Source organism: Synechococcus sp. PCC 7335 (genome assembly GCF_000155595.1).
Classification (GTDB): domain Bacteria; phylum Cyanobacteriota; class Cyanobacteriia; order Phormidesmidales; family Phormidesmidaceae; genus Phormidesmis.
Window position 1 is genome coordinate 4455928 of the sequence record NZ_DS989904.1, and the last position, 25690, is coordinate 4481617.

Genomic DNA, 25690 nt, shown 5'->3' on the forward strand with positions numbered 1-25690 from the left:
AGACTCTCCTCTCTAGACAGAGAAAGAACGGCTTACCCTCTATAGCCCTAGCCGAAAACCAGCTCTAGCCGAAAACCTGTTTAAGTTTCCGCCCAAACAAGCCACTAGACTGACTCGCTAACCAAGCTAGGCAATCGGCAAAGCACTCTCTAAAGCACTTCTTTACCCAGGCATAGAAGGGTGAATGTTCTCACGTATTATAGTCACGGGTTTGACGGTGTATGACGAAGAGTTAACAATAGTTCAACCACCGAAGATCCTGATACCAAAAGGATTCCAAGCCAAGGAAATTCACACAAGCAAGACAAAAGCGCCTCTCCTTTTAACAAAAGGCAACACTCCATAGCATTTAGCGTTATTGATGAGCCTTCAGCTACTTCCGTTGAATCAACAAGCGTTTTTTGGTGTTATCCATAGACCATAGTCTAGGAATGGAAAAGATTCTTGCCGTTTTAATAATTTTTGTTGCCAGAATTAGAGAATAAAGATTTCATTTGCAGCTCTTATGCATTCCCTAAGCGTGCGTTATCTCTATGAAGATAGCGCTTGGCAACCTCAGCTCTGTTCAAAGAGATCCAAAGAAAGGCGCTCGTCCCATATGATCGGATCATAACAATGAGACTTTTAGCAGGGGGCGCGATGGAGGGCAGTCATGGCATGAAAAAATAGTTGAGCAGAAGAGAATATCAATTGAGAACGAATCGTTGAAGATACTCCAAACAGTATCTAAACAATAGTATCCGAGCAGTAAGTGGGCTGAGCAGTGAGTGGATTGAAGTTGATGATAGAAAGGTCAGCGAAAAAAGCATTAGAGTTAGTGGCTTGCCTTCAAAAGTCTTTTCACAAAAACTTTGGCCGGAGGCGAGAAGCCTTTAGACACTTCTATCACAGAGGTTTATATCAGAATGTGCTTCGGTTACTAATCTGCCTATTCCTCAGCTCATCACTATTGAGTTGCGCTAGTCAATCTCGCCAAATCCGTCTAGCAGAACCGCCAGATATTCCCAGCGGTGGTGAAGTGCGCCGATTGAGTGGACCTATTCGTGAAGTCGCACCGCCCGCTATTTTGTCAGATCTTGCCGGGCTGCTGCCCAACCAACAGCCACGAGTTGCGATCGCCTATCCCAAACCTGACCAGGTAATCGAAGATACGCAGTTAGAAGTCCGGCTCGACGTCCAAAATTTCTCTATATATAAAGATGAAAAGGTAGGATTAGGTCCTCATATCCAGCTGATACTTGATAACCAGCCTGCTCAATTGGTTTACAGCCTAGAAGACACCCTCACTCTAGAGGGACTAGCACCGGGCAGCCACACGTTACGTGCGATCGCAGTCCAGCCCTGGGGAGAAAGCTTCAAGAATGAAGCTGCCTACGCCCAAACCACTTTTCATCTTTTTGGTAAAACTAACGAAAACACGCCCGATCCAGAACTTCCTCTTCTCACCTATATTGAACCGCAAGGTACTTTTGGTGCCGAACCGCTGCTGCTCGATTTCTATCTAACCAATGCACCTTTGCACTTTCTAGCGCAGGAGGACGCAGAGGATGAACTGCTCGACTGGAAGATCCGTGGAATAGTTAATGGGAAGGACTTTGTTATCGATCAATGGCAACCTATCTACCTCAAGGGATTTGAACCGGGCAAAAACTGGATACAGCTAACGCTAATAGATGAGCAAGGGCGGCTAATCGAAAACGAGTTTAACAGTACGATCAGAGTAATCGATTACGACTCGACTCAGCGAGATGCACTAGCTAAGTTAATTAGAGGAGAGTTACCCCTGCAAGAAGTGGGTCAGATTGTCGATCTAGACTATCAGCCGTCGGTAGAGGTAGTTACGCCCGAACAATCTGATCCCGGACAGTCTGAAGAAAATGAGCTTGATCAGCTCGAAGCTGATCAAATAGAGACTGAAAACGAAGAACTTGAAGCTGAATATTTTGAAGAGCCAGACACTAACCTAGACACTAGCGAAGTTGAATTCCAAGAGCCAGAAGAAGCTGAAGAATTAGAAGCAGAAAACTTACCGCGTGAAAAAGAAGACACCGAAGAAACAGGACTAGAAACCTTTACCGACGAAGAAGCAGAGAAGGCAACAGTGCCAGCGATCATAAACTCTGAACAGTCGAGATTAGATGAGACTATAGAAGAGACTAGAATTGAAGAAACCAGTCCCCTAGACGCCAGGGTTGAAAACCTCGAGTCCGAGGCTCAAGCTGAGCAACCTCAGTCTACAGAGCCTACCCTTGACCAAACCACCTCCGATCAGACCAACATAGAACAGCCAAGCCAAGAGACAGCAGTCCCACTACCTACAGAAGGTACACCGAAGCGAAAATCTCTGTTTGAGAGATTCTTTGGTCGAAAACAGAGTCCTCCAATTACTGAATCTATCACCAAACAGTCCGGCAAAGAGGAGCAGACAACGTCTTCTCAAGAAGTATCACCTTCAGAAGATTCCGCCTTAGACTCAACAACCTTAGACTCAACCGCCATAGAGCAAGTACCTTCACAGCAGGCACCTTTAAAGCTAGACACATCATCGAAAACAAACGACAGTGCTGTCTTAAGATCTGCTGAAGCGACTCAAGAGCCTATTGAAGATGATGCTGTCTCCGAAGAAATAACCGATACCGTTGAGCTTCCCACAGAACTTTCAGCACCTTCTACGCCTACTGATAACCTGCTAGTACCTAAATCAGCGGAGCCAGTCATTGACGTACCTGGCATTGACAAGTTCGATATCATAAATCCTGTAGATTTAGAATCTAAGACACTAGAAGAGAATATCAATAGCAAGCTAAAGGCCGACGACGAAGTCACGATTGGTGAATAGCCAAAAGATTAGTGTCCTCTAAAAGTCCAAGACTCTGTATAGCTGACGTCAGATGATGCTCAAAGAGGCTAGGCCTACGGACGCTAGCTGGCCATCTAGCTCTATAGATATCAACGGTTTCACCTAATGGAAATGTATAGCGCTAAGTGACCAAAGCTGTGACTAAAGCTATAGAACGCAGGATTCTGGCTTTAGCTCACGTTCCATCAAAGCTTCTACAGCTTCTTTGGGAGTGATACGACCTAAGAGCAGTCGATACACCTGTCTTGAAATCGGAACAGGAATCCCTTCACGGTTGGCGATCGCAATCAAAACATGAGCTGTATTCACCCCTTCAGCCGTTCCTCCTAGCTCTTCTAGTATCTGTTCTAGTGATTTGCCCTGCGCTAGCCCATAGCCAACCCGGTAGTTTCGACTAAGACTGCTGCTACAAGTAGCAAGCATATCGCCTAGACCACTCAGACCATAGAAAGTCTCAACTTCGGTCGCACCTAGATGCAAGCCAACCCGGATCACCTCTGGCAGCGCCCGAGTAATCAAGGCAGATTTAGCATTAGTGCCTAAGTTAAGGCCGTCGCAAACACCTACAGCGATCGCCATTACATTTTTAAGCGTGCCGCCGAGTTCTGCGCCTAATGGGTCACCACTGGTATAGACCCTGAAGCTGTCTGAGGAGAAAAGCTGCTGAACAGTAGTAGCAGCCGTCAGATCTTTGCTAGCTAAAACAGTCGCGGCGGGAAGCCCACCCGATATCTCCTTAGAAAGGTTCGGACCAGATAAAACAGCGACGGGGTGGTCAGGAAAAGCGGATTGAAAGATCTGCGAAGGCGTCAGCGTAGTTTCTGGGTCTAGACCTTTTGTCGCAGTCACTAAGATAGCAGCAGGTGGAATCGATAGCTGACGTAGCTGCTGAGCTAGAGAAGTCACTCCCTTCATCGAGATAGCAGATAGAATCACGTCCGCATCAGCAATCGCTTCTTCTAGACTAAGTTCTCCTCGTCTCGACCATAGTTTGACCTGGTGGTGATTACTTTCTGCCAGGCGGGCAAGGGCGCTTCCCCATGCTCCTCGTCCCAAAACCGCTAGCTTGAGCACACTTCTACCCCTTGATTGAATAGCTGAATAGCAATTGCAAGATTCCCTTAGCCCTACCAGCTCTAATAGGAATATCACAATCGCCCTTTAGCCTACCGCAACCTGCGAAACAACTTCACTTGCAGGGCGAGTTGAGTTTATTTTTTGCTGAGAACCTAGAACTTTCTCAAGGTCATAATCAGGGATGCAGTTCTCAGCCATCAGCGTTTTGTAGTTGGCGATCGCCTGCATGCAATCTTGTTCGCTCCAGCCACAATAGGTCTGTAGGGTTTGAGCAATCGTATCCAACGCATCCATACCGTAGTTTGCCTGCAAAGACAGCATCGTGCGGCGACGGCAGATATCGCCAAATGTCAGCGCCATTTCAGTGCGAACGGCATAGACAACCTGCGCTTTAATATCAGGCAATCCCGGCACAATCGGCTGTGCCAGCTCGGGTGATTCATCCACTAAAGTCAGTAGATCCACCGCCCGTGCGCCATAACGATGGAAAAGGTGATCGATTGCAGTAGTCGCCAAGAGCGGCGCATAGTTCGCGATCGCCTCTACAATTCGCTCATCCGTCGGCAAAATCGCCCCCGGCAGCCGATCTGTCCTAGTTTTGCACGGTGGTGCGCTTTGCTGACGCCGCTGGTAGATCCACGTCACCATTTCCTCACCGACGCGCCGATGAGTCGTCAGCTTACCACCGATCAAGGAAACCATATTTACCACCCCGTCTTTGGCATGGTCATAGAGCAAATGATTGCGAGAAACCGCCCCTGGCTTCTTGCTTTCTGTGTAGGGCAGTGGACGAACACCAGAATAAGTAAACTTCACAGACTCCCGGCTCAGCCGCGCCGAGGGAAACACCTTATTCGTTTCTGCAATCAAATAGTCGATCTCGTCATCGTCGGCCTTCACTCGATCGAGATCGCCACTAAATCGCAAATCGGTTGTCCCAATCAAATATTGTCCTAAGAATGGCAGAATGAAGAACGGTCTATTATCAGTCAACGCTTCTACATAGAAAGCCGCACCCGGAGCACCTGGGAAATTATCAACGACGATATGACTGCCCTTCGTACCGCCAATTTTTCGTGTCTTGCCAATAGGTGCAGGCGCTTCGTTCTTCGTTCCTTTATTACACACCTCATCTACCCAAGGGCCAGACGTATTAACGATGACGCTTTGATCATGTGTCTGGATAGTGAAGGTTGAATCAGAGAATTCGTCTTTGCAAATCAGCTCAGTGATGCGATCACCTGTCCGCTTCAGTTGAATCACCTTTACATAGTTGAAAGCCGTTGCGCCAGCTTGCTGGGCACTCAATATATTTTCCAAGCACAGTCGCTCCGCATACTCTACTTGCGCGTCATAATACTGCCCAGCGCCCTGTACACCGTCTGGATTGACCTCGCGAAACAGCTGCTTCAGCTTCGCCTTAGGCAGCATCCGATGATTCAGCAAGCTTTTATCAAAGCTCAAGAGGTCATACAGAATCATCCCCGCCCAAATTTCCCAATAGCTGCGAGATCCTTGAGCGTAAATCGGAATAGTCAGCTGCAAAGGATGCACCAGGTGAGGTGCGGACTTCAGTAAAATCTCACGCTCAGCGAGTGATTCACGAACCAAATTAAACTCAAAATACTCTAAATAGCGCAGTCCCCCATGCACCAAGCGCGAAGACCAGCTAGTCGTCCCACTCGCAAAATCACCTTTCTCAATCAGGATTGTCTTCAATCCCCGCAGAGCGGCATCCCTAGCTGTCGCGGCTCCATTGATTCCCCCGCCAATCACAATGACATCGAAAGCAGTAGATTCAATGGCAGAAAAGTCGCGAATTTTAGAAAATGTCTGTGAAGGCATTAGCAAGGAGAAAGCTACGAAGTTATCCTATCGGACGCATCTTAAAATTGCCTGTGTACAAAGTACATTCTTTAGAAAAGACCCGTTCTAGAAAAAACTCGTTCTAAAGGCCTATGTCCATACCATAGTCGCAAGATAGTCGCAAAAAAGTGTGTCTAATAAGTTCGAGCGCCTGAAAGAGAAACCACCAACGCTACTCGATTTCTCTAGGAACTTTATTAATCACTGGTCCTTACTCAAGACAGCAGCGATGCACTAGTCTGCACCGAAGTTGCTTTGGCCTCTCTAAACAAGTGATTTGCCCATTGCTGTACGTCATAACGGCAAATCGCTTTGTACAGTTTTGCCATTCGCTGCTTTTGCTCTTCAGGTGACATCACCAACGCCGCATCAATACACTCGTCCATTCGAGTGGAAGAATACGGATTGGTCAGCAACGCCTCCGGAAGCTCTACGGCAGAGCCAGTAAATTCAGAGAGAATTAATACGCCATCTTCACCCCCGTGGGCAGCAACGTACTCTTTGGCAACTAGATTCAACCCATCTCGCAAAGGACAAATCCAGCAAATATCAGCCGTTTTGTAGAGTGCCATTAGATCCTCTTGCGGCAAAGGCTCAGTGAATAGAACAATCGGCGTCCATCCCAAACTAGAAAAACGCCCGTTAATCTGACCAACTAGCTGCTCAATTGTTTGCTGCGCTTCTTGATACACTCGCATTCCAGCAGCCGCCTTCACCGCCGTCATCACTAGATTCACCTTGCCAACCATGATGGGCTGACGCTCTAGCAATCGCTCAAAACACTGCAGCATCTCCTTTGCACCTTTCACATAGTCCACCCGGCCCGCCGACACAATCAGCTTGTTATCGCCAATTTGCTCGCGGATTTCTTTGACTCGATTAGTAATTTCTTGAGTGAGCACTGTCTTACGGATGTTCTTGGGATTTGTACCAACTGGAAAGGCATCAATATTAACAACTCTACCGTTGTAGCGAAGCTTAGTCGTCATTTCCGGTTCTGCTAACGCTGTACCCACTCTAGTGAAAGCTTTAGGAACGGGCATCGTTTCTAATATTTCTACCTCACGGCAGCTGCGGGCAGCACTGACGAAATTTTGTACGTAGCGCGGAATATGGAATCCGCACAGATCGCAACATAGCAAGCTATCAATAATTGCATTACGCCAGTGCAAGATGTTGAAAACGTCAGCAGCGGGAAAAGGCGTGTGGTGAAAGAAAGCAATTTTTACATTCGGCATTTTTTCACGAATGTAGAGCGGCGCTAGCCATAGGTTGTAGTCATGGATCCAAATTAGCGCATCGTCTGCGGCGTCTTCACAAGCCGCTTCAGCGAATAAGCGGTTGATGTTTTGAAAATTCTCCCAGTCAGAGCTGTCGTAGGTAAAATGCTCTGGGAAAGAATGTAGAATCGGCCAAAAGGCTTCTTTTGAAGTGATGTAGTAAAAATTTCTGACTTGCTCAGCATTGAGCGGAATTCGCCGAACCACGCAGCTATCACTACCGCCCTCCATCGTCACCCGCTCTTCAAACCCTTCAGACTGCTCGGGCTTGATCTGCTTCCATGCGACCCAGGTGCTTTGATCCGCGTTAGAAAAGAAGCTCTTGAGCGTTGGGACAATACCGTTAGGACTCTTCTTCTCACGATAGTAAATCTTGCCGTTCTCTTCTACTTCGTCGTAGGGTTCACGGTGGTACAAAATCACTAGCGAAGACTTCATTGACATTTCCCTTTTCCTAACCCTTGAGTTAGCCCTTTCTGGCTAGTAGCAAGTATAGGGAATAATCTGCCGCTTACTAAAGTTAGTTATAGCAATGGCCGGATGCATACTCTGCGAGAAGGCAAAGCCTACGGTCGCTGCTGACTACTTAGCGCTTCCATGCATCAAGGGTTTCAGCCCTAGAAAATGTGAAGAGCTAAGTGGTGAGAGCGATATGTAGCAAGCTGCTTGATACATTGGCCAGCTTGCTAGTTAAGTTGCCTAATGCTAGGGGTGCTAGCAGATAAAAGTATCTTCATCTGTTAGGTGACTCTAACGCTAAAAAGACGTTAGAAAAGATCTATTTTTATGCGCTTTTGTCACAACTGTAGATAAAAACATTAATGTGGTTTCTGGGGTTTCTAAGACGTAGGCCCACCAAATCCAATCACTTTTAGGGATAAATTTGCGGTGGTAGTTGCAGCAGCAAAACGGATTCGATTCATTGAAGACGAAACGCTCAGTCTGGTGGAATGGGCAGATAGTATTCAGCGCGATTCAACAACGACTTACTTCGAGAAAGCGCAGCGGATTGCCCATCGGCTAGGAACTAACTATCGCAGCGATCGCCTAACAGAAATTGGCTTTTGGACACCTGAGCTTGCCGGCGACATCATTCAGTCAGAGCACAAGCTAGAGCTAGAGATCTTTACGCCCATAGATCCGATCGATTTTCGGGCCAAAGAGCAGCAGGCGCGATTTAGGCGATCGCGCATACCTGTCATCAAGCAAGGCGAGTACGTCTGGGCCGTTGTCTACGGACTTCAAGCAGGCACCCGCGACCAAGCAGGATGCTTCTACTGGCTGCGCTATGAAGACGCCGATGGCAAAGTCCAAATTATCCGCGATCCGCTGGCCTACTCCTTACCCTATGGCGTCTTTGCCCCAGCCGAACTCTACAACATGCGCAGACTCCAAAGAAAGCGCGCTGATCTGGCCTACTTCCGCCGCACCGGTAGCTCTACCAATCTTAGCGACACGACCATTCCCCGCATACCCGCGCCCACTAGCATTCTACAAATTCACGTTAATACGGCCTCTGCTGCTGGCACTCTAGAAGGACTGACCGAGATCTATCAGCGTATCTCAGACAAACTTGCGGACGGTCAAACGCTTGCCCCCGAAGAAGCTGTCTATGCTGGCTACGATGCCATCCAACTACTTCCAGTCGAACCGACTATTGAATATCGCCGCGAAGATACCACTGGCGAACATCTCTTCTTCTCTATCCACTCCGCTCCGCCAAAAGCAGCTAAAGTCTTACCCTCATCCACCGAAGAAGACGTTCCCGTTCCTCCGGTTCCTCATGCCCTAACCTCAGACTTTTACCATAAGCCCACCGTTACCCTTCGTAAGCCCAACACCCAGAACTGGGGCTATGACGTGCCTATCTTAGGCTCTTCTGCAACTAATCCAGCCGTCCTCGGCAGCCTCAGGCCCGACGAAGTGATTGACTTTGTTGCTACGCTGCACAACTTCTCACAAGGCCCAATTCTGCTCATCTACGATCTGGTCTATGGCCATGCTGACAATCAGGCCTTGGACTTACTCAATCATCAGTTTCTCAAAGGTCCGAACATGTACGGACAGGATCTCAATCACCAGTCGCCCCAGGTGCGAGCAATTCTACTAGAAATGCAGCGTCGGAAGATAAACACAGGCGCGGATGGCATCCGCATCGATGGAGGACAAGATTTCCGCTTCTTCAATCCTTTGACCGACCGTGTAGAGCAAGACGATACCTACCTGCTGGCTATGAGTGATCTAGCCCAAAACATTCAGGGCTACAGAAGGCTAATGTTCACTATTTTTGAGGACGGTCGCCCCTGGCCCCAAGAAGGATGGGAAGAGATCTCGCGCTATCGAGAGCTAATCGAAAAGAAACCTGAGTCTTTCCAATGGGGGCCGTTAATTTTTGCCCACAATACCCCAACGCTAGAAGGCTATTGGGACAAAAAGTGGCGACGTGCCTGCGAGGTGATCTTTCAGGGCAACCGCTGGATTACAGGCTGCGGCAATCACGATACCGTCCGCCGAGGCAATCAGATAAATCTTGACAAACCCATCAACTGGAACCTTGGTAGCTCTTTAGTTGAGGTACTCAATACCGCCTACAACAACCCGGCCACACAGATTTGGGTACAGGGATTTTGTCCTGGGTTACCCATGGATTTTCTCAATGCCACGGTCGGGGCGTCTTGGGGCTTTTTCCGTAATACCGACGATCGCTATGGCGTCAAAGTCGCTTCAGAAGAAATTGGCTTCTTAGACTGGCAAGTCTCGCCAGAGATATACGAAAAAGAGACCAGCTTTGTGCAGATCAAGCAGCTTGGGTTCACCTCATTAGAGAAACTACGAGACTTTGGCAAAGCGCTACAGACGGCCATGGTAGAAACAGACTATGACTTAGAGCAAGTAGCCAAGTTCTGTAGTCACTGTCTTGGCGAAGATCACGGGTTCTGCGAGGTGCCCGCTTTAGAAGATCTTAATGGACCCAACCTACCTCGCTTTTTAGCGACCTTAGACGTCGCTAAGCTCAAGAAATTTGCAATGGCCTTCATGGAAGATAGTCATAATCTCTGCAAGGTAAGCAATTTCTTCGATCAAATCGATCCGACAACAGCGGCTTTTCATCTAGCGCTGCGTCACTATCGCCGTTCGCATTCCTGGCTACAAGACAACATCTTGGGATGCGATCGCTTCAACCGTATCAGTAACGACCAGCAAACGCTCTTTTATGGTCTGCGTTGTCATCCAGAAACTAGAAAACAGTCGATTGCCATGGCGACCCATATGGGCGGCTTGCCTTGCACTGTCAACTTAGATGAATGGCTACAGCTAGACATGACCCAGTGGAAAGTCGTTCTAGCAACACCTGGCATTCCTGAAGCAGCACTGAAGGATCTCAGGGCATTTGAACTGCGTGACGGTCAAGGTGTCTTGCTAGAGCCCATCTAAATATCGGCACACCGATACCAACATAAGTACCCACACTAGCAAATATCAACGTTTAGAAATATCTTCAGTGCGCTTTGATTCCCAAAGTTATCAAAGCGCTGTCAGCTACTCAAGCTTCGTATGAGCTGTTGGCTGTCAGTTCAGCTATCAGTTCATCAGTCTGCATCGATTCAGCCGCTGCGTTCTTGATATAGGCAGCAGACAGCCATCAACTTAAAGAATTGATACAAAAGTCAGCATCCGAAAAAGTATTCCCTCACCACAGTCACCGCCGAAGAACCTTAGCTGCAAAGTAATAATTGCTGACTAACCAAAAAACGTAACCTATACACGACGGTGGATTGCTGCAGAGCTGATGCGGAATAAAATTAACTTTCGCTTAATATTCCCTACCGATTTACGTTATAAAACTTCTCACAATGCTAATATTCTGTAATGATTGCAGAGAGTAAACGGGAAGGAGACGCGACCACTTGCGTTTTAATCCTTCAGTTAGCATTTTGTGCTCAGTCGTTTTGGGTTGGGATGTTACAAGAATGGAAAGGAAACTTAGAGAACTGATTGGCAAGCCGGGTGTCTGGCTGTACATTCAGAGCAGCAACGGTTGGTTTAAGAATGTTGAGATTTTGGAAGTCGGTGACAATATGCTGACTTTCCGATACGAGTCCGAATCCGACACTGAACGCAAGATTTGGGAAAAAACGACACGCGTTGATAATGTTTCGGAAATTGAGGTGCGCCTAGTTGTCGTCCCTAAGTGCAACAACCCTCAACTAGCAGACATTCGCGGTCAGCTCTCTAAGTTACTACAAAAAGAGAGTAGCCCCGAGTTTGATGATCGGATGAACTAGAAGGCAATTTAGAAATAAAGCAAAAGTCGGTAAGCAGGTTGTTCATCCGGATTACCTGCTTTTACTTTGAGCCTTTACGCTTGATTGGGAGAACCTTTTGAATGGGAAAACGGAGCGGAGTTTTTATAGCGATCGCGGCTATCACCATGACCATACTGATCTGGGGCAATCCCATCACCCGGATCAGATCAGTTCTCCTTCCCGAGATTCCTGCGATCACGCCGTCTATTCAAACCTATAGCAACCTCAATCTAATCATTGACCAAACCCAGCTACTCAACCACGTTAGTAATGTCTCACAGACTAGAGCGACGCCAGATCAAAAGCCGCCTATCCGCAACTACATTACCCAAGTGCTTACCAGCTATGGTCTTTCACCTTTCACTCAACGCTACAACCATCCCCAGACCGGATCGCTAGCCGCCGGAGGAATCAACATCATCAGCGAGCTAGCTGGCTCTGATTCTGCCGCAGGCGTGATTATACTAGGTGCTCACTACGACAGTCAGATGGGTTCACCTGGAGCAGATGACAATGGCAGTGCGATCGCCACTTTGCTAGAAGCCGCTCGTCTCTTCTCCGAAGCGAGCAGCAGCTCCCCTTTTACCAAGACACTCAAACTAGTCTTTTTTGACCAAGAGGAACAACAGCCAGACGGCAGCGGACTTCTAGGTAGCTTGGCCTTTACTCAGCTAGAGAGCAACATCGCCAACGTTCAAGGCGCAGTCATCTTAGATATGATTGGCTATGCTTGTCACGTTCCAGGCTGTCAACAGTATCCTGAAGGACTACCGCTGCAGAACGTACCGAATACAGGTGATTTTTTAGCCGTACTAGGGCTATCTACTCACACAGAGCTTATCGGTGCCTTCCTCGGCTCGGCGCAAACCAATTGGCCGCTAGTGCTCAGCTTACCGATTCCACAAGCAACCCTGCGCTTCTTTCCCAACCTGCTACGCAGCGATCATGCCCCTTTTTGGGAAAGAGACATTCCTGCCATCTTTGTGACAGATACTGCCAACTTTCGCAATCCAAACTATCACACCGCCAGCGATACGCCAGAAACGCTAGACCCTAGCTTTTTTACAGGCAGCGCACAGCATATCGTGAATGTAGTGGCCACATTACTCAGTCAGTCTTCCTAAAGATCAACCATCGTAAAAAAGAGGTCTCCCCTCTGACTCTCGCTTCTAAGCAGACTGCTGTCTCTCTTGTTCTAAATACTCAAAGACGCTTTTATCACCAATGTCAGGTGGAATTGGCTGAATTACTTTCCTAACGGCAAAGATAACGAACAAAACAGCGATCGCTACCAACATTCCCTGCTCGCTAGCAGTAGATAAGACCCCCACCATATGACCCAACAGCAATCCGGGAACTAGAAAAACCAAAAACTTAGTCTCCAGACGATTGAAGCAGAAAGCTTCTTTGAAAAAGATGCCCGTCAGCGCAGCGAAGGTAAAGCCAATACCGAAAATGGTAAGTGGAAATTGATAGGCAGTTAAGGCAAGCGGCGTAGGGTAGAGAAGAGCGATCGCAATACTAGCTAGTCCCCCAATCAACCAAAAGGCCTGAAGGACTCGGTGCAGCAGACGCAGATAAATATGAATTTTGAACAAGCTTAGTCCTAACGCGGCCCATAGTAAGACATAGCAAAGCGTTGCGACAGTCCCTAAGACAGTCGGTGCTAGAAAGCAACAGATAGTCGCAATCAGTAAACTACCTGCAGCAACAGCTAGTCCGGCGCGATAGAGAATCACCTCTTGGCGATCGCTTTGCTCAATCGTAAAAGACCCAAACTGGCCTTCGTAAACATCATTCAGCGTTTGTACAGTCATAAAATCTACACTCCCTGATTAAAACAATAGCGGTCAAAACCGATGATTATCCTGGCCCTTAGAGAACAGACCCAGCATCGGGCCTAAGATAGCGCCGAAGACAAACCCTCCCGCATGCGCCCAATAAGCGACGCCACCGGATGCACCCACATCAGCAGTTGCACCTAGGCTCATCAAACTATAGAAAGTCTGCTGAATAAACCACCAGCCCAAAAAGAAGATAGCTGGAATTCGAAACGTCGTGATAAAGACAAATAGTGGCACCAAAGTCAAAATCCGCGCCCGGGGAAATCGTAAGATATACGCGCCCATCACCCCTGCAACTGCACCGCTCGCACCTAGCGTTGGAATAGGAGAGGCCGGATCAAAAAACCACTGTGCAAGACCCGCTAGCACGCCGCACAGCAGGTAAAAGAATAAAAATTTAGCGTGGCCTAGCTGATCTTCGACATTGTTACCAAACACCCATAGGTAAAGCATATTGCCTCCCAGATGCAGCAATCCTCCATGCAAGAACTGGGAAGAAATCAGCGTAAACCACTCTTGATCTACGCCCGAGCCAAAAGAAGCCGTTAACTCAGCAGGAACAATCGCCCACTCGTTGAAAAACTGTTGCAAACCAGGTTCACCTAAGCTAGCTTGCAGCATTAGCTGATGAACAAAAATAACAACGTTCAGCGCTAGTAGCGCATAGACGACAACAGGAGTGATAGAAGTCGGATTGTCGTCTCTTAAAGGAACCACGGCGCTAATAAATTATGATTCCTTATTTTACAAGGTTTGCTAATAATCCGTGCGAACACCCTAATTCCTCTAATCCCTCGAAACATTAAGACGTCCAAGAATCCGACCTCAGTTTGCACTCTTGTCAAAGGCGATCGCCCTTGGTAGACATAGGCCAAGACAAAACGCCAGAATCAGCATCCAGCTTTGCAGACAAACCAACTGGCATGGCCGCATTTTCACCGTCATGACCGAAAGGCAGACCCGATACGATGGGAATTTGCAAGTCGGCTAGGCGATCGCACATCACTGCTTCCACACTCAAAGTCGGCCCCGGTTTGGTGGGCTCACAACCGCTAAACCGCCCTAGCGCAATTCCTTTGACGCCGTCAAATCGGCCCATAGACCGCCATTGAGTCAGCATTCTATCCAGCCGATACGGCGCCTCGCCAACATCCTCAAACGCCAGAATTACATCCGTCAGATTAGGTTCTGCCTCAGTTCCTAGCAGGTGCGTCGACACACACAAATTCCCCGGCAGCAGCGCACCGCTGGCCACGCCACCGCAACCCCGCTGCGCCCAGCCACGCCCCTGCAAAGGCCGAATCTGATGCTGCTCTACCAGCGCAAACAGCCGTTCTATTGACTCAGTGGGTTCTGCTGCTAGCGTCGTCAGCACCGGGCCATGCACGCCAGCCACCCCCTGCCGGCTCAGGCTCCATAGCAAGCTGGTTATATCCGAAAATCCGATCAGCCATTTGGTCTCCTGGTTTGTGCTTCCCTGAGCAAGACTCGCCTGGGGCCACTGCCAGTCTTCTAGCAGCCGAGTGCCACCATAGCCGCCTCTAGAGCACAAGATCCCCTTGCACTCAGGATTGTTCAAAGCCGTCAGCAGCTGCGATCTTCGCTGTTCATCTGTCCCCGCAAGATAACCCCAACTATGGTCATATCCCGGACTTAGGTGAATTTTGTATCCTCGCTGTCGCCAAATCGCTAGCCCTTCTTCGAATAGCTCAGTTGACTGTAGGCCACCGCTCGGTGAGATAACGCAGAGCAGATCACCAGGTACTAGCGCTGGCGGGAGCTGGCAGATAGTATGCGCAAATTTCATAGCCTACACAACTTCTGTTGTTGGGCGGCTCATCTTACCTAGATTGCGCTGCATAGTATCACGCAGATGATCTGAGAGCTGATCGATGGTGGCGGTGCGATCGCGCTGATAATCCTCTAGATAGTCTTTCAAATTGATCGGATCACCAATATAAAAACAAGCCTTGCGAGGGGCTTTCGGTGGAGCATGCTCTAGATGAAATACCTCTCGCTCTATCCGCGTCAACGTATCTAGAAACCGCTCTGGAGTTGGCGCTTCTGCCACATAGCCATCGTAGATCGCATCAAAGTTCAGCAAGCGCACCGTATCCCAATACACTTCTTCACGGGTAAGCCCTTCAGGTCCTAACAGCTCCGTCCGCAGCGCCTTCTCATCTTCAGTAGGTTCAGTCTCATCTAGCATCGCCTGAACTCTATACACCCGCTCGCGCATTGGCACGTTCAAATTGGGCTTGATTTCTAACGCCGTCTCACACTTTTCAATAAAAATCTGCCTAAGCCGATTGATTCGTTGATTCCAATTCAACTGATCTTCGCTGACTAAACCTGCTTCCTGTTCAATCCTTAGAATGACCTGATTGGCTACCCGGCGGAGCCTGCGATAGTTACGTTTTTTAGTCTCACTGCTAGTGGTGAGATCGGGGGTAATCTTCAGCCGTTCTTCTAGCTGTGAGAGTGTCTTCTCGATCACCTGACGCATCGGCTGGCGATAGCGATACTTCAGACTGATAGGAACGACAAAAACGTCAGGGGCTTGCTCAGGAGAGCTTGTCTTCTTGGCCATCTGCGCTAGCGCTGACATCGGTAGCTGAATTGCACCTGGGCGAAAAGGCATAATCGTGTCGTTCTGATACGAACAGCCGCCTTCTGGGAAAATCACCAGCCGACAGTCAGGCTGCTTTAGCAAAGTCAGTGTTTGACTAATGCTGGTGCGATCGCCCACACCGCGCCGAATAGAATAGCAGCCCAGCCGCTGAATAAACCACCCCATCAGTCCATCAAACGCCTCATACGCGACGACGTAGTGAAACAGCTGCCCAATTCGAGCTGACAGTACAAATAGCGTCATACCATCTTCTAGCGTCGGATGATTGCATACCAACACCATCCTGGTATTGCTATCGATCGCCCTTACCTTAGCCACCGACTCTTCTGAGACCGATAGCTTAGCTTTATAAAGAATTCTGGCTAGCACATAGCTAATGCTCTGAACTAACCTAGCCATCAGCGGAATCTGCTTTGGAGGATAGAAGGTTTTAGGTTCCGTAGAACGCTCTACCAAACGAGCAAACAGTTGATCAGCAGCCATAAAAAATGCACGAGATCTGTGACCTCAATATATCGGTAGCCGTGTCATCCCAGCCGCTTCCTTTAGACAACGCTAGAATTGTCCTGCTAGGCTCTCATAGGGTCATATGGATTTCATAGCTAACGGATAGTGCTAAAGCGTCGATGGGTCAAGCTGTAGAAACGTCCGATAAACATAGCGCCAGCCACAGCTGATCCGGTGTACTGTCCTATCCACAGGCCCACCGCACCCCAGCCGACAAGAAAACAAAGCACATAGCCGCTGGTAATACCTATTCCCCAAAAGGCGATCGCACTCAAAACTACAGGCACTTTAGTATCTTGCAGTCCGTAGAGCGCACTCATCGCCACCCGCTGTATACCATCGGGTACCTGAGCTACAGCCGCAATCAGCAGCAGATTCATCGCGATCATGATCACCTCGGCGCTGCTAGCATCCTGCGCATCAATAAATAGAGCGATCAGCAATGGCCGGAAGATAAATAGAGCGATCGCGCTTGTCCCCAAAAAGATAGCCACTGCACTTGTTGCGACTAAACCAGCTCGCCTGGCACCCCAGATATCACCTTGGCCAAACCACAGCCCGACTCTAGTCGTCACCGCCTGCGACATCCCAATCGGCACCATAAAGATCAGCGCAATCACCTGAAACGAAATCTGATGCGCTGCTAATACCTCTGTGCCCAGACTACCCGCCATAAACGCTAACGTCGTAAACATGCCTAGCTCTAGAATTAGCGTCAGAGAAATTGGCGCGCCAACCGTCGCTAGCCGCCGCAGAATTTTACTATTTGGATACTGCCAGTCATGCCAAAACTGATACTGGCTCACCTCCGGATGTCGGAAAACGTAAACCGAAAAGAGCAAAAGCATCAGCCATAGACTGAGCGAACTGCCTATCCCTAGACCTAACAGCTCCAAACGAGGAAAGCCAAATTTACCAAAGCCCAGGACATAGTTGCAGGCAATATTAAACGCCGTTCCAATCGCGACCACGCCCGTGACCACATTCGCCAAAGAGAACGCCGACAGATAGCCTCGCAGCATCGCAAACCCCAGGGCCGGCAGCACCCCAAACGCAATGCCGCTGTAATACCGCTGCGCTAAAGCCACCACTGTTGCTGGCTGCTGTAGAAAAGTGAGCACGGTTGTCATCTGAGTTAGCAACAGCATGAAAGGAATTGCTAGCAGCAGAGACAGCCACAGCCCTTGTCTAGCTAAACCCGTCAACCGGTGCTTCTTATCTGCTCCATAGGCTTCGGCAGCAAGTACGCCTACAGACATTACAAAACCAGTGATGACCGTCAAAGCCATTTGAAAAGTGGTAGAGGCCAATCCACCAGCAGCTAGACTGGCTGTACCCAGGTGGCCCATCATAATCGTATCTACGAAGCTAACTGCGAACTGAGCAACTTGGGCGATCGCCAGTGGAATCGCCAGCTTCAAGAATGCCTTGATCTCTAGAACCACACCAAATTTCGGACCTTTGCCAACCGCTCTTGCCCATGGTACCGGCTTAGCCTTTTTCCTAGGGAATTTCCCTCTCATCGCTTCAGCCTGCTAGAAATCTTCGGTCCAAATCTCAAAACTAAAGTATCCACCCCTCAATCACTCTTCCTAATTAGCGGCGCCGCTCTAGCTAGCGATACCTCTGATTAGGCACTTTTAAGCCAAACGCTGTATTGCTTCGCAACAATGCTAATCTGAAGCTTTACCATTAACAGCGCCACTACGCCGAGGATCTCCAGCACCTTCTAAGCCTAATTCCATTCGCCCCACTGTATGCACACCGCCAAAGAACATGTTGGCCTGCTGCCACTGCACGACTTCTTTAGTACCAAACAACGTAGTGAGATCTGACACAGCGGACGCGCTCACCGGCAAGTCCAATTCAGGCTCTAGATGAAACACCCCATTCTCCCAGTGGATACGAGGCGCCTCCACGGCCTGCTTCATCGACATACCGAAGTCCAATACGTTGCAGATGACCTGCAAAATAGCGGAACGAATTCTATTAGAGCCTCCCGAGCCTAACACTAGCTGTGGTCTTCCGTCCTTTAATATTATGGTGGGTGCCATCATCGATGACATCCGCTGATCTAATGGCCAGCTATTAAAACCGTGTGGATTGAGATCTTCCTCTCCTAGCATATTGTTCAGCATGATTTGGGTACCCGGTACGACATAGGACGCCCCTTCACCATTCGAGCTAGTAACACTCGCCGCATTCCCTTCATCGTCCATTACACTGATATGAGTAGTACTACCCCACCGGTTAAGCCCTTTATCCATGAGGTCATTAAGCGGTTTGGCATATTTTTCGATGAGATCGACAGCTAGAAATTTATCGACAATAGCCGGATCAAAGAGAGATCCGTCTAGGTGCGATCGCCTTGCTTCATTCGTCCACCGCATCGCTTGGGAAAGCAAGGTCAAATGCTGCGCTGATCCAAACGTCATCGCACTCAAGTCAAACTGATTCAATAGCTCCAAGCAGAAAGCAATCAGCGCTCCGCCAGCGCTCGGTGGGGGGTTGGTTAGCATCTGAACCCCTCGATAGTTCACCTTCAGCGGCACGCGCTCAATCACATGGTAGTCGCGAAAATCAGCCAGCGTTAAATAGCCGCCCTGCGCTTGAGCGTCTTTCACAATCTGCTGGGCAATCTCGCCCTCATAGAAGGCCTTTCTCGCAGCTTGATCGCCTAAGCTAGCGAGGTATTCTAGGGTATCGGCAAACTGAGTCATCTGTAGCTGTTCGCCAGCTAGCAAGCGGTGCCCTCTTGGCGCATAGATCTCTCTAGACGCTGGTGTCGCCATCAAAATTGAATCTAGCAGTTCATAGCAGTAGCCCTGAAAATCACTCACCGTGACCCCTTTTCTAGCAAAGGCGATCGCGGGTTCAGCCACTACCTTTAGCGGTAATCGACCTAGCTTTTTATGCACGGCTAACGCGCCCGCTAATAGCCCCGGCACTGCGATCGAGGCTAGCCCGATATGAAACTCTTGAATCGTATCGCCAAAGTTCGCCTCAATGGGATAGAAATCAGGCTTAGTAGAAGTAGATCGAGTCTTGGGCGTCTGCGTGAAGAAATCAAACAGCGTATCTGTATGGCTCTTTGCCTGATGTGCTAGTAAAAAGCCGCCTCCGCCCAAAGAAGTCAGCGTCGGCTCTACAACACAAGCTGCTAGCAAAGAGGCGATCGCCCCATCGAAAGCATTGCCACCCACTGACAAAACTTCCTTTCCAGCCTCAGCCGTAAGCTCGTGGCCTGCCGCTACTACACCTGTCATCTCACACCCTCACAAAATAAATCGAATAACCAAACTAGACACAAGATCCGATAAATAGAACGAGGAAAGTAGGACAAACGTATTACTTTTTCTTGTGAAACCATTATTCTCGGTAGTAATAAATTAAAGTAAAAAGTAAGCAAAGAAAGGACACTTGCCGTAAATGGCTATTATCGCTCTCAAAGCCTGGTATCTCAGCGACTACGAACCTATTCGCGATCTAGAACAGCGCCCTCATGATCTACGGCTAGCCAAAAACAGCCTATTAAAATCAGCATTGCGAGCCGACTTTCTAGAAGATATTGAGGAAGTTAAGCAAGCCGAATGGTTTCAGCGCTATCTAGAAGGCGATCGCGTTGAATTTTATATCGAAGGCAGTGGGATCTACGCGATCGCCAATATCGACCTTATCAGCCACGAAATCTACTTCGCCAAGCAAGACTCTCTCTCCAATCTTGATCCCACTATCTTTTTTAGCTACCAAACCGAATATACCGACTCTAGTGACCTACTTAGAGATGCGCTCGAAGCTTTCATCAAAAAGTTCAACAACAAATCTCGCCTCCCGATTAGTTTGGTTGAATCCAATCGACTCAGCCAAGGCGCAGTCAAGATCAACAGCAACCTCATGAGACAGGTGAGGCGATCGCTACTATTTATTGCCGATGGCACGCCTATCCACACCATCGACGGCACCCCGCCGCAGCTAGTCCCTAGCCCCAAAGTCTGCGTCGAGATGGGCTATGCTCTCCAGAGCAAACGCCCTGAGCAGCTGATCCTAGCTCAGATGGAACGCAAAGACATGCCTGGCCAGTTCCCCTTCGATACGCCCACTCGCAATCGACTAAGCTTCGAGAAAAAGTCTGAGTTGACCAAAGCACTCCCAGAACTACTGCACGAAAGGCTACAGCGATTTAATCTATAGCAATTTACACTTAGCTAGCGGCCTATCCGAACGCTAGAACCTATGTTCTATAGAGCGTTCTATAGAGCTAAGCGTTTAGCTTTATAGTGAAATGCAAGTGAAATACACACCCCTGTTTACCACAAGCTTGATGCTATAGCTAGATAGCACAAAATAGGCTCATCCGAGCTGTTGGTGAAACAACCCAATCGGAATCGTTTACGACGATGCGCTACTTCCTGTTCGAGAAAGAACAGATAGCGCTCAAAACTGTTGCTTTCAGTGTCTGTGAGTCTCAAACAAAGAATCACAGTCTACACCTTTTTGGGCTCTCGCTACACTGCTATACATGAAGCTAGACTGGGCATGCTAGAGATGGCTAGCCTCCTAGCCATGCTAGAAATGATAGGAGTTTTTTTAGGTGGATGAAATTAATATCTCGTTTGGAACCCCTGGAAGTGACTATCTCTCAAAAATATTTGCGCACATACCTGCTAGCAACCTTTTACCGGGTGGAGAAGAATTTCAGATCGTCTTAGGTAGAGCCGGAAACGACACTCTCAACGTTTATGATCCGACTAGCGAAGCGCCTGATACGCCTAACGTTGACCTGCTTATCGGTGACCTATTCGATAACACTCCAGAAGAGTTCAATGTTTTCTCCCAGATTTTAGCAGGCAACTTGTTTGCCATCTTAGCTGCAGACATACCGTCAGTGGGCGCAGACAGGTTTGTCTTGGGAAATGAGTCTCACGCTTACTACACCAACCCTAGCGCGCAGGCGCTAACAACAACAGATCCAGGTGGCTTCAATCAGTTTGCTATTATCTATGACTTTGACCCAGAACAGGACGTCATCCAACTACACGGTAGCCAAAGTAACTATGTTCTTCAGGAGCTTGAGGATTTCCCTATTGAAGGACTTGGGCTATTTTCAGGAGAAGCCATCTATTCAACGGAGACTGGCGCTGCTGATTTAGTGGGTCTAGTGGTATCTACACCGGAAGTTGATTTAGCTTTAGATGGTGACTATCTTCAGTATGTGGACAAAGCTGTTGAAGGTAAGCCAAAACGAAACAAAGGGCGAAGAGGACGAAAGTTCGGTACGCTAGCGCAGGATCAGGGATATGGCATTGCGGTAGATCCTAGATGGGGTCAGGTGTACGTTACGGGGATTACAACAGGCTCTTTAAATGGCCCTAATCAAGGCGCTACGGACGTCTGGCTAAGCAAAATTAGTCGTAAAGGTAGGCCGCGCAGAAGGAAGTCTTTTCAGCTAGGAACTTCTGGCGTGGATAGTGCCTACAACGTTGTTACGGACGCAGACGGCAACTTTTATGTTGCAGGGGATACAGAAGGTAGTCTCTTCGGTAGTGATGATTCACCCAACGGTAGCGATGCCTGGGTTGCGAAGTATGCTCGTAACGGAAAGTTTCTGTGGGGACAACAAATTGGCGAAAGTGTAACAGGTGGCTTTTCATCGACGAGCACAGGACTTCAGGTCGATGATGATGGCAACGTTTATCTATCTGGGCTAGCGATTAAAGCCAGTCCTAATCCTGCTTTTCCGATTCAAGATGACGCTTGGGTCGTCAAGCTTGACAGTTACGGCGAGCAGCAATGGTTCACTCAGATAAGCGATCCGCTTCAGCCTGACGATTCGCCGCTGGCAAACACTCCCTTCTTCGACGAAACCTATGATCTAGCGGTTGATACCACTGGCAATTCTTATCTAGTTGGATGGACTCAAGGACTCACCGAGCCCGCTGATCCCTCGCGCTCTATTTTGCAGTATGATGCCTGGCTCTCTAAGGTAGCGTCCGATGGCACGATTGAATGGACCCAGCAGTTTGGTAGTACGGACGAAGCGCAGGAATTCGCTTGGGGTGTTGACACCGACAGCGAGGGGAATATCTATGTTACGGGATGGACAACGGGTACGCTAGGAGATCAAAGCTTTGGATCATACGATGTCTGGCTTGCTAAGTTTACGCCTGACGGTGGCGATCCAGTTTGGAAAAAGCAGATTGGCTCTACTGGGGATGATGGTCAGCTTTTTGCAGACATCTTGATTGATAGCTCTGATAATCTTTTTGTCTCAGGCTACACCAATGGTGATCTAGATACTGACGAGTTGACTAACGGCGGCAGTGGTAATGACTACGATGCCTGGGTCGGACGTTTTGATCTCGATGGGACTACCCAGTGGATTCAGGAGTTTGGGCTTGAAGGCAAGGATGATTATGCGACTCGTCTAGCTATCGATGATAGAAGGGGCTGGCTCTATGCAACTGGGTTTACAGAAGGCCCGCTAGGTAACGTCGACCCTTGGGTGACTAAGCTAGATGCTTACAGCGGTCAACTCCAAAACTTTCCCCTTTCTCCATTAGACGGCGCTGTATAGTCTCTGTAGCTTTTGTAGAGTTGCTGAGAAGATTCCTGTTGGTTCAAACGGTTACAGAACAACAGGAATCTCACCTACAGCGATGCGAAGATCGCGTCACCGCACGGCGCTAGGGAACGCACATAAAGACAGCACAAGCATGTATCCTCATGCTGCTATGCAGAATTTGCTGTGAGCTGAAGTTACAAAAGTACTCACCTTAATCTATGGAGTCTTTTGTAACTCCGGTTTTTCTTCTGGCAGGATCGCACCTTCTACGGGACAGACCTGAAGGCAAATGCCACAGTCAATGCAGGTGTCAAAGTCAATCCAGTACCAGTCAGTGCCTTTCTTGTTTTTCCCAGGACCTTCGTGAATGCAGGCTACTGGACAAGCATCGACACAATCGGCAACACCTTCGCAAACGTTGGTCACAATAGTATGGGACACAATTTTCTTTCACTTAAATAGGGAGCATGCGCAATTAGCCGCTCTATCAAGCTTAGTTAACAATCTCTATATCAGGCAAGCCTTGATCTGAAATCCACGCAATTTGGTTGATTTTGCGTTTGTGCGCGATCGCCCTTACTTCATCGGGTGATTGATTCAAGTCCAAACTCATCTCAACCCGCACCACGTTGGCTGATTCTCGCGCTTTCTGTGCATAGCTTAGGGCCGCAGCGACCGCATTTTCATCCCTTGGCACAATCAACCAGTCACTGGGAGGTGTCTCTTTTGGCATCTGACTATCCGGCAGCAGCGCTCTGTGTAGCTGCTCGATATTGAGCACAAACCCAATGCCTGGAAATCCCTCGCTGCTTGGCACCGGATCATAGACAGAGAGTAAGTCGTCATAGCGTCCGCCTTGTCCAACCCTTTGAGCACCGTTGATTACCTCGAACACGATACCCGTGTAGTAATCAAAAGGGCGGATCAAACTGAGATCAAGGATAACTGACGGTATGCTGGCACCCTGCTGTCGTTGCCGGTTGAGCAAATCGATCAATGATTTGAGCTGAAAGGCGATCACCCGCTGCTCTTCATCAAGATCAAAATTCGCTAGCTTCGCAAAGATCTCATCTGGCGCCCCTCGCAAATCCATAAGCCGCAGCGCCAAACTCCGCAAGTCATCTGATAGCGCTAGGCCGCTAAGCGCAACGCGATCTAACTTTGCGATAGACTGCCGGACCGCTTCGCGCCGCTCTTCAGGGAAAGGAGACAGCAACGAATAGGTCAAAGCCGCCTCACCCAATACAATACAGGTATCAGATAGATTAAGCGCACTTAAGCAATCGGCCACCAGCAGCAGCACTTCTATATCTGCCATCAGACTGCTGCTACCCAACAGCTCTATCCCCGCCTGATGATATTCCTGCTGTCCACCCTGGGTCCCTGTCGCAGAACGCCGAAAAACATTCGCGTTGTAATAAAGTCGCTGCGGGTAGGTGACTGAAGCTAGCCGAGTGACCGCAGCCCTAGCAATCGAAGCTGTCAGCTCTGGACGCAACCCAAGTCGTTGGCCACCTAGCTGATTCATCTGCAGTTCAAGCACCTCAATTCGCTCAATCGCACCGCCCGCCATCAGCGTATCCATCGTCTCCACAGTGGATGTAATGATGCGGTGATACCCCCACCGACAGAAGACTTCTTCTAGCCGATCTTCTATCCAACGTTTTTGAACAACATCTAACGGGAGCAGGTCTCGGCCCCCTGTAGGAGGCTGGTATGTTTTTCCTTCTGGGTTCCCTTCCGGCATCTATTTTTTCTTTCCACCAAACAATCCAAGTAAAAGACCGCCTCCCTGCTTTCCCTTTTTTGTGCCCTTTTTTGTGCCCTTACTTTGGGCCTTGACATCAGCGTTGCCTTTCCTAGAGGCGGTCTGCTTACGACTTATTGGGTGCTTGCTTGCGCTGAGTTTGTCCTGTACCGTTTGGGCGGTTTGGTTCTCAGGCTCGATGGCAAGCGCTTGTTTCGCATGTATTCCAGCCATCGTTGCCTGCCCAGATCTAAGGTATAGATTAGACAAATAAGCATGGCAAGGTGCACTTTTGGGATGGGAGCCGATCGCTTCTCGCAGTTCTAAAATACCGCGAGAGTAGTCACGCTGCGCTTCAAATTCTTTGGCCCGACGGATATAGCTATCGATAATAGACGTTCGAGCTTGTCCGCTCATAGGCCGAACTCTAGTCGAAGAGACAGCTGACCCAGCAGTTGTAGACTCTGTAGTAGCAAGCTTCGAAGCGATAGGAGCTTTCTGAGTTCCTTTATTCAGGGTTCCTGTTCTGATTAGATAGACGGCATTAAGCTCACTCAACTCACCGATTACAGATTCCACCAAGTCTAGAGTGTCAAACTGCGTACTGGCTATCTGTTTGATAGCAGCAGCATACTCAGCTTCTAACGGATTACTATCTAATAGCTTCCGAGCGCGATCGCTGTTGAAGGAAACAAGGTCAGGCGCTCCGATGAGCTGTTGCTGCTTCATCTTCAGTAGAAATTGATGTTCTCTTAGCGGTTTACCTTTACTAAGCACTTCATAGGCAGGATTCACTCGTTTAGAAAGCAGCTGACTAGCTAGCTGTCGCTGCGCTTCAGTAGCTTCGTGCAAACTGTCTGGATGGAGCTGGCGGGCAATTTGTAGATAGCGTCTTCTAACTTGGCTAGGCTCTGCTGATAGAGAAAAACCTAGTATTGCATGGTAATCAATCATGCCAAGTTGAAAGAGCCCTGCTTGTATAGACATAGCCTTTTATAGATCATCGAT

Annotated in this window: 18 protein-coding genes; 6 read left to right on the top strand and 12 right to left on the bottom strand. The window is 48.8% G+C overall.

The window, feature by feature from the left end; all coding sequences use genetic code 11:
- Window positions 1-907: 907 nt before the first annotated feature.
- Entirely contained in the window at window positions 908-2839 is a 1932-nt protein-coding gene (locus tag S7335_RS26215; protein ID WP_157620321.1) for a hypothetical protein, read from the top strand.
- A gap of 168 nt (window positions 2840-3007) precedes the next feature.
- Here the strand turns inward: S7335_RS26215 and S7335_RS18655 are convergent, their stop codons facing one another.
- From S7335_RS18655 to ggpS, 3 genes are all read right to left on the bottom strand, one after another.
- The gene (locus tag S7335_RS18655; protein WP_006454419.1) at window positions 3008-3934 is read right to left on the bottom strand and encodes an NAD(P)H-dependent glycerol-3-phosphate dehydrogenase; all 927 of its coding nucleotides are present in this window, start codon (window positions 3932-3934) and stop codon (window positions 3008-3010) included.
- A gap of 87 nt (window positions 3935-4021) precedes the next feature.
- Window positions 4022-5758 carry a glycerol-3-phosphate dehydrogenase gene (gene glpD, locus S7335_RS18660; RefSeq protein ID WP_050766014.1) on the bottom strand — a complete coding sequence of 579 codons (1737 nt, stop codon included), beginning with the start codon at window positions 5756-5758 and terminating at the stop codon, window positions 4022-4024.
- 260 nt (window positions 5759-6018) lie between these two features.
- A complete protein-coding gene (gene ggpS, locus S7335_RS18665; RefSeq protein ID WP_038016511.1) occupies window positions 6019-7521 on the bottom strand; it encodes a glucosylglycerol-phosphate synthase in 1503 nt (500 codons plus the stop codon).
- A 450-nt stretch (window positions 7522-7971) separates the two neighbouring features.
- Between ggpS and gghA the strand changes: the two genes are divergently transcribed.
- The 3 genes from gghA (at window position 7972) to S7335_RS18680 (ending at window position 12514) form a co-directional block, all read left to right on the top strand.
- On the top strand, window positions 7972-10518 hold the full coding sequence (gene gghA / locus S7335_RS18670; protein ID WP_006456374.1) for a glucosylglycerol hydrolase: 2547 nt from the start codon (window positions 7972-7974) through the stop codon (window positions 10516-10518).
- Between the two features lie 536 nt (window positions 10519-11054).
- Complete coding sequence (locus S7335_RS18675; RefSeq protein ID WP_006454289.1) at window positions 11055-11369, top strand: DUF6679 family protein; 315 nt, start codon at window positions 11055-11057, stop codon at window positions 11367-11369.
- 101 nt (window positions 11370-11470) lie between these two features.
- Window positions 11471-12514 (top strand): M28 family peptidase, encoded by a 1044-nt coding sequence (locus S7335_RS18680; protein WP_006455482.1) that lies wholly within the window; start codon window positions 11471-11473, stop codon window positions 12512-12514.
- A 45-nt stretch (window positions 12515-12559) separates the two neighbouring features.
- On the opposite strand, the gene S7335_RS18685 is transcribed toward S7335_RS18680, so the two are convergent.
- From S7335_RS18685 to ggt, 6 genes are all read right to left on the bottom strand, one after another.
- Window positions 12560-13207 (bottom strand): DUF2301 domain-containing membrane protein, encoded by a 648-nt coding sequence (locus S7335_RS18685; protein ID WP_006457056.1) that lies wholly within the window; start codon window positions 13205-13207, stop codon window positions 12560-12562.
- A gap of 33 nt (window positions 13208-13240) precedes the next feature.
- Window positions 13241-13951 carry a rhomboid family intramembrane serine protease gene (locus tag S7335_RS18690; RefSeq protein WP_006455817.1) on the bottom strand — a complete coding sequence of 237 codons (711 nt, stop codon included), beginning with the start codon at window positions 13949-13951 and terminating at the stop codon, window positions 13241-13243.
- A 124-nt stretch (window positions 13952-14075) separates the two neighbouring features.
- The gene (locus tag S7335_RS18695) at window positions 14076-15041 is read right to left on the bottom strand and encodes an LD-carboxypeptidase (RefSeq protein ID WP_006455631.1); all 966 of its coding nucleotides are present in this window, start codon (window positions 15039-15041) and stop codon (window positions 14076-14078) included.
- A 3-nt stretch (window positions 15042-15044) separates the two neighbouring features.
- Window positions 15045-16349 carry a 1-acyl-sn-glycerol-3-phosphate acyltransferase gene (locus S7335_RS18700; RefSeq protein WP_006457032.1) on the bottom strand — a complete coding sequence of 435 codons (1305 nt, stop codon included), beginning with the start codon at window positions 16347-16349 and terminating at the stop codon, window positions 15045-15047.
- A 119-nt stretch (window positions 16350-16468) separates the two neighbouring features.
- Entirely contained in the window at window positions 16469-17896 is a 1428-nt protein-coding gene (locus S7335_RS18705; protein WP_006456073.1) for an MATE family efflux transporter, read from the bottom strand.
- 150 nt (window positions 17897-18046) lie between these two features.
- Window positions 18047-19639 carry a gamma-glutamyltransferase gene (ggt, locus tag S7335_RS18710; protein ID WP_006457587.1) on the bottom strand — a complete coding sequence of 531 codons (1593 nt, stop codon included), beginning with the start codon at window positions 19637-19639 and terminating at the stop codon, window positions 18047-18049.
- A 163-nt stretch (window positions 19640-19802) separates the two neighbouring features.
- Between ggt and S7335_RS18715 the strand changes: the two genes are divergently transcribed.
- Both S7335_RS18715 and S7335_RS18720 read left to right on the top strand, forming a co-directional pair.
- Window positions 19803-20564 carry a hypothetical protein gene (locus tag S7335_RS18715; protein WP_006455137.1) on the top strand — a complete coding sequence of 254 codons (762 nt, stop codon included), beginning with the start codon at window positions 19803-19805 and terminating at the stop codon, window positions 20562-20564.
- 400 nt (window positions 20565-20964) lie between these two features.
- A complete protein-coding gene (locus S7335_RS18720; RefSeq protein WP_006455154.1) occupies window positions 20965-22947 on the top strand; it encodes an SBBP repeat-containing protein in 1983 nt (660 codons plus the stop codon).
- A 204-nt stretch (window positions 22948-23151) separates the two neighbouring features.
- Here the strand turns inward: S7335_RS18720 and S7335_RS18725 are convergent, their stop codons facing one another.
- The 3 genes from S7335_RS18725 to S7335_RS18735 are packed head-to-tail and all read right to left on the bottom strand — an operon-like array spanning window position 23152 to window position 25669.
- Complete coding sequence (locus tag S7335_RS18725) at window positions 23152-23376, bottom strand: ferredoxin family protein (RefSeq protein WP_006457031.1); 225 nt, start codon at window positions 23374-23376, stop codon at window positions 23152-23154.
- A 52-nt stretch (window positions 23377-23428) separates the two neighbouring features.
- Window positions 23429-24682 (bottom strand): ATP phosphoribosyltransferase regulatory subunit, encoded by a 1254-nt coding sequence (locus tag S7335_RS18730; RefSeq protein WP_006457370.1) that lies wholly within the window; start codon window positions 24680-24682, stop codon window positions 23429-23431.
- Window positions 24683-25669, bottom strand: coding sequence for a J domain-containing protein (locus tag S7335_RS18735; RefSeq protein ID WP_038016513.1), 987 nt, complete (start codon window positions 25667-25669; stop codon window positions 24683-24685). It abuts the gene before it with no gap.
- Window positions 25670-25690: the final 21 nt, after the last annotated feature.

What these genes read in the sequence shown, in the direction of transcription:
- ggpS (WP_038016511.1), bottom strand. Translation starts at nt 7,521, where the DNA reads ATGAAGTCTTCGCTAGTGATTTTGTACCACCGTGAACCCTACGACGAA.
- S7335_RS18675 (WP_006454289.1), top strand. Translation starts at nt 11,055, where the DNA reads ATGGAAAGGAAACTTAGAGAACTGATTGGCAAGCCGGGTGTCTGGCTG.
- S7335_RS18680 (WP_006455482.1), top strand. Translation starts at nt 11,471, where the DNA reads ATGGGAAAACGGAGCGGAGTTTTTATAGCGATCGCGGCTATCACCATG.
- S7335_RS18685 (WP_006457056.1), bottom strand. Translation starts at nt 13,207, where the DNA reads ATGACTGTACAAACGCTGAATGATGTTTACGAAGGCCAGTTTGGGTCT.
- S7335_RS18695 (WP_006455631.1), bottom strand. Translation starts at nt 15,041, where the DNA reads ATGAAATTTGCGCATACTATCTGCCAGCTCCCGCCAGCGCTAGTACCT.
- S7335_RS18700 (WP_006457032.1), bottom strand. Translation starts at nt 16,349, where the DNA reads ATGGCTGCTGATCAACTGTTTGCTCGTTTGGTAGAGCGTTCTACGGAA.
- S7335_RS18705 (WP_006456073.1), bottom strand. Translation starts at nt 17,896, where the DNA reads ATGAGAGGGAAATTCCCTAGGAAAAAGGCTAAGCCGGTACCATGGGCA.
- ggt (WP_006457587.1), bottom strand. Translation starts at nt 19,639, where the DNA reads ATGACAGGTGTAGTAGCGGCAGGCCACGAGCTTACGGCTGAGGCTGGA.
- S7335_RS18715 (WP_006455137.1), top strand. Translation starts at nt 19,803, where the DNA reads ATGGCTATTATCGCTCTCAAAGCCTGGTATCTCAGCGACTACGAACCT.
- S7335_RS18730 (WP_006457370.1), bottom strand. Translation starts at nt 24,682, where the DNA reads ATGCCGGAAGGGAACCCAGAAGGAAAAACATACCAGCCTCCTACAGGG.
- S7335_RS18735 (WP_038016513.1), bottom strand. Translation starts at nt 25,669, where the DNA reads ATGTCTATACAAGCAGGGCTCTTTCAACTTGGCATGATTGATTACCAT.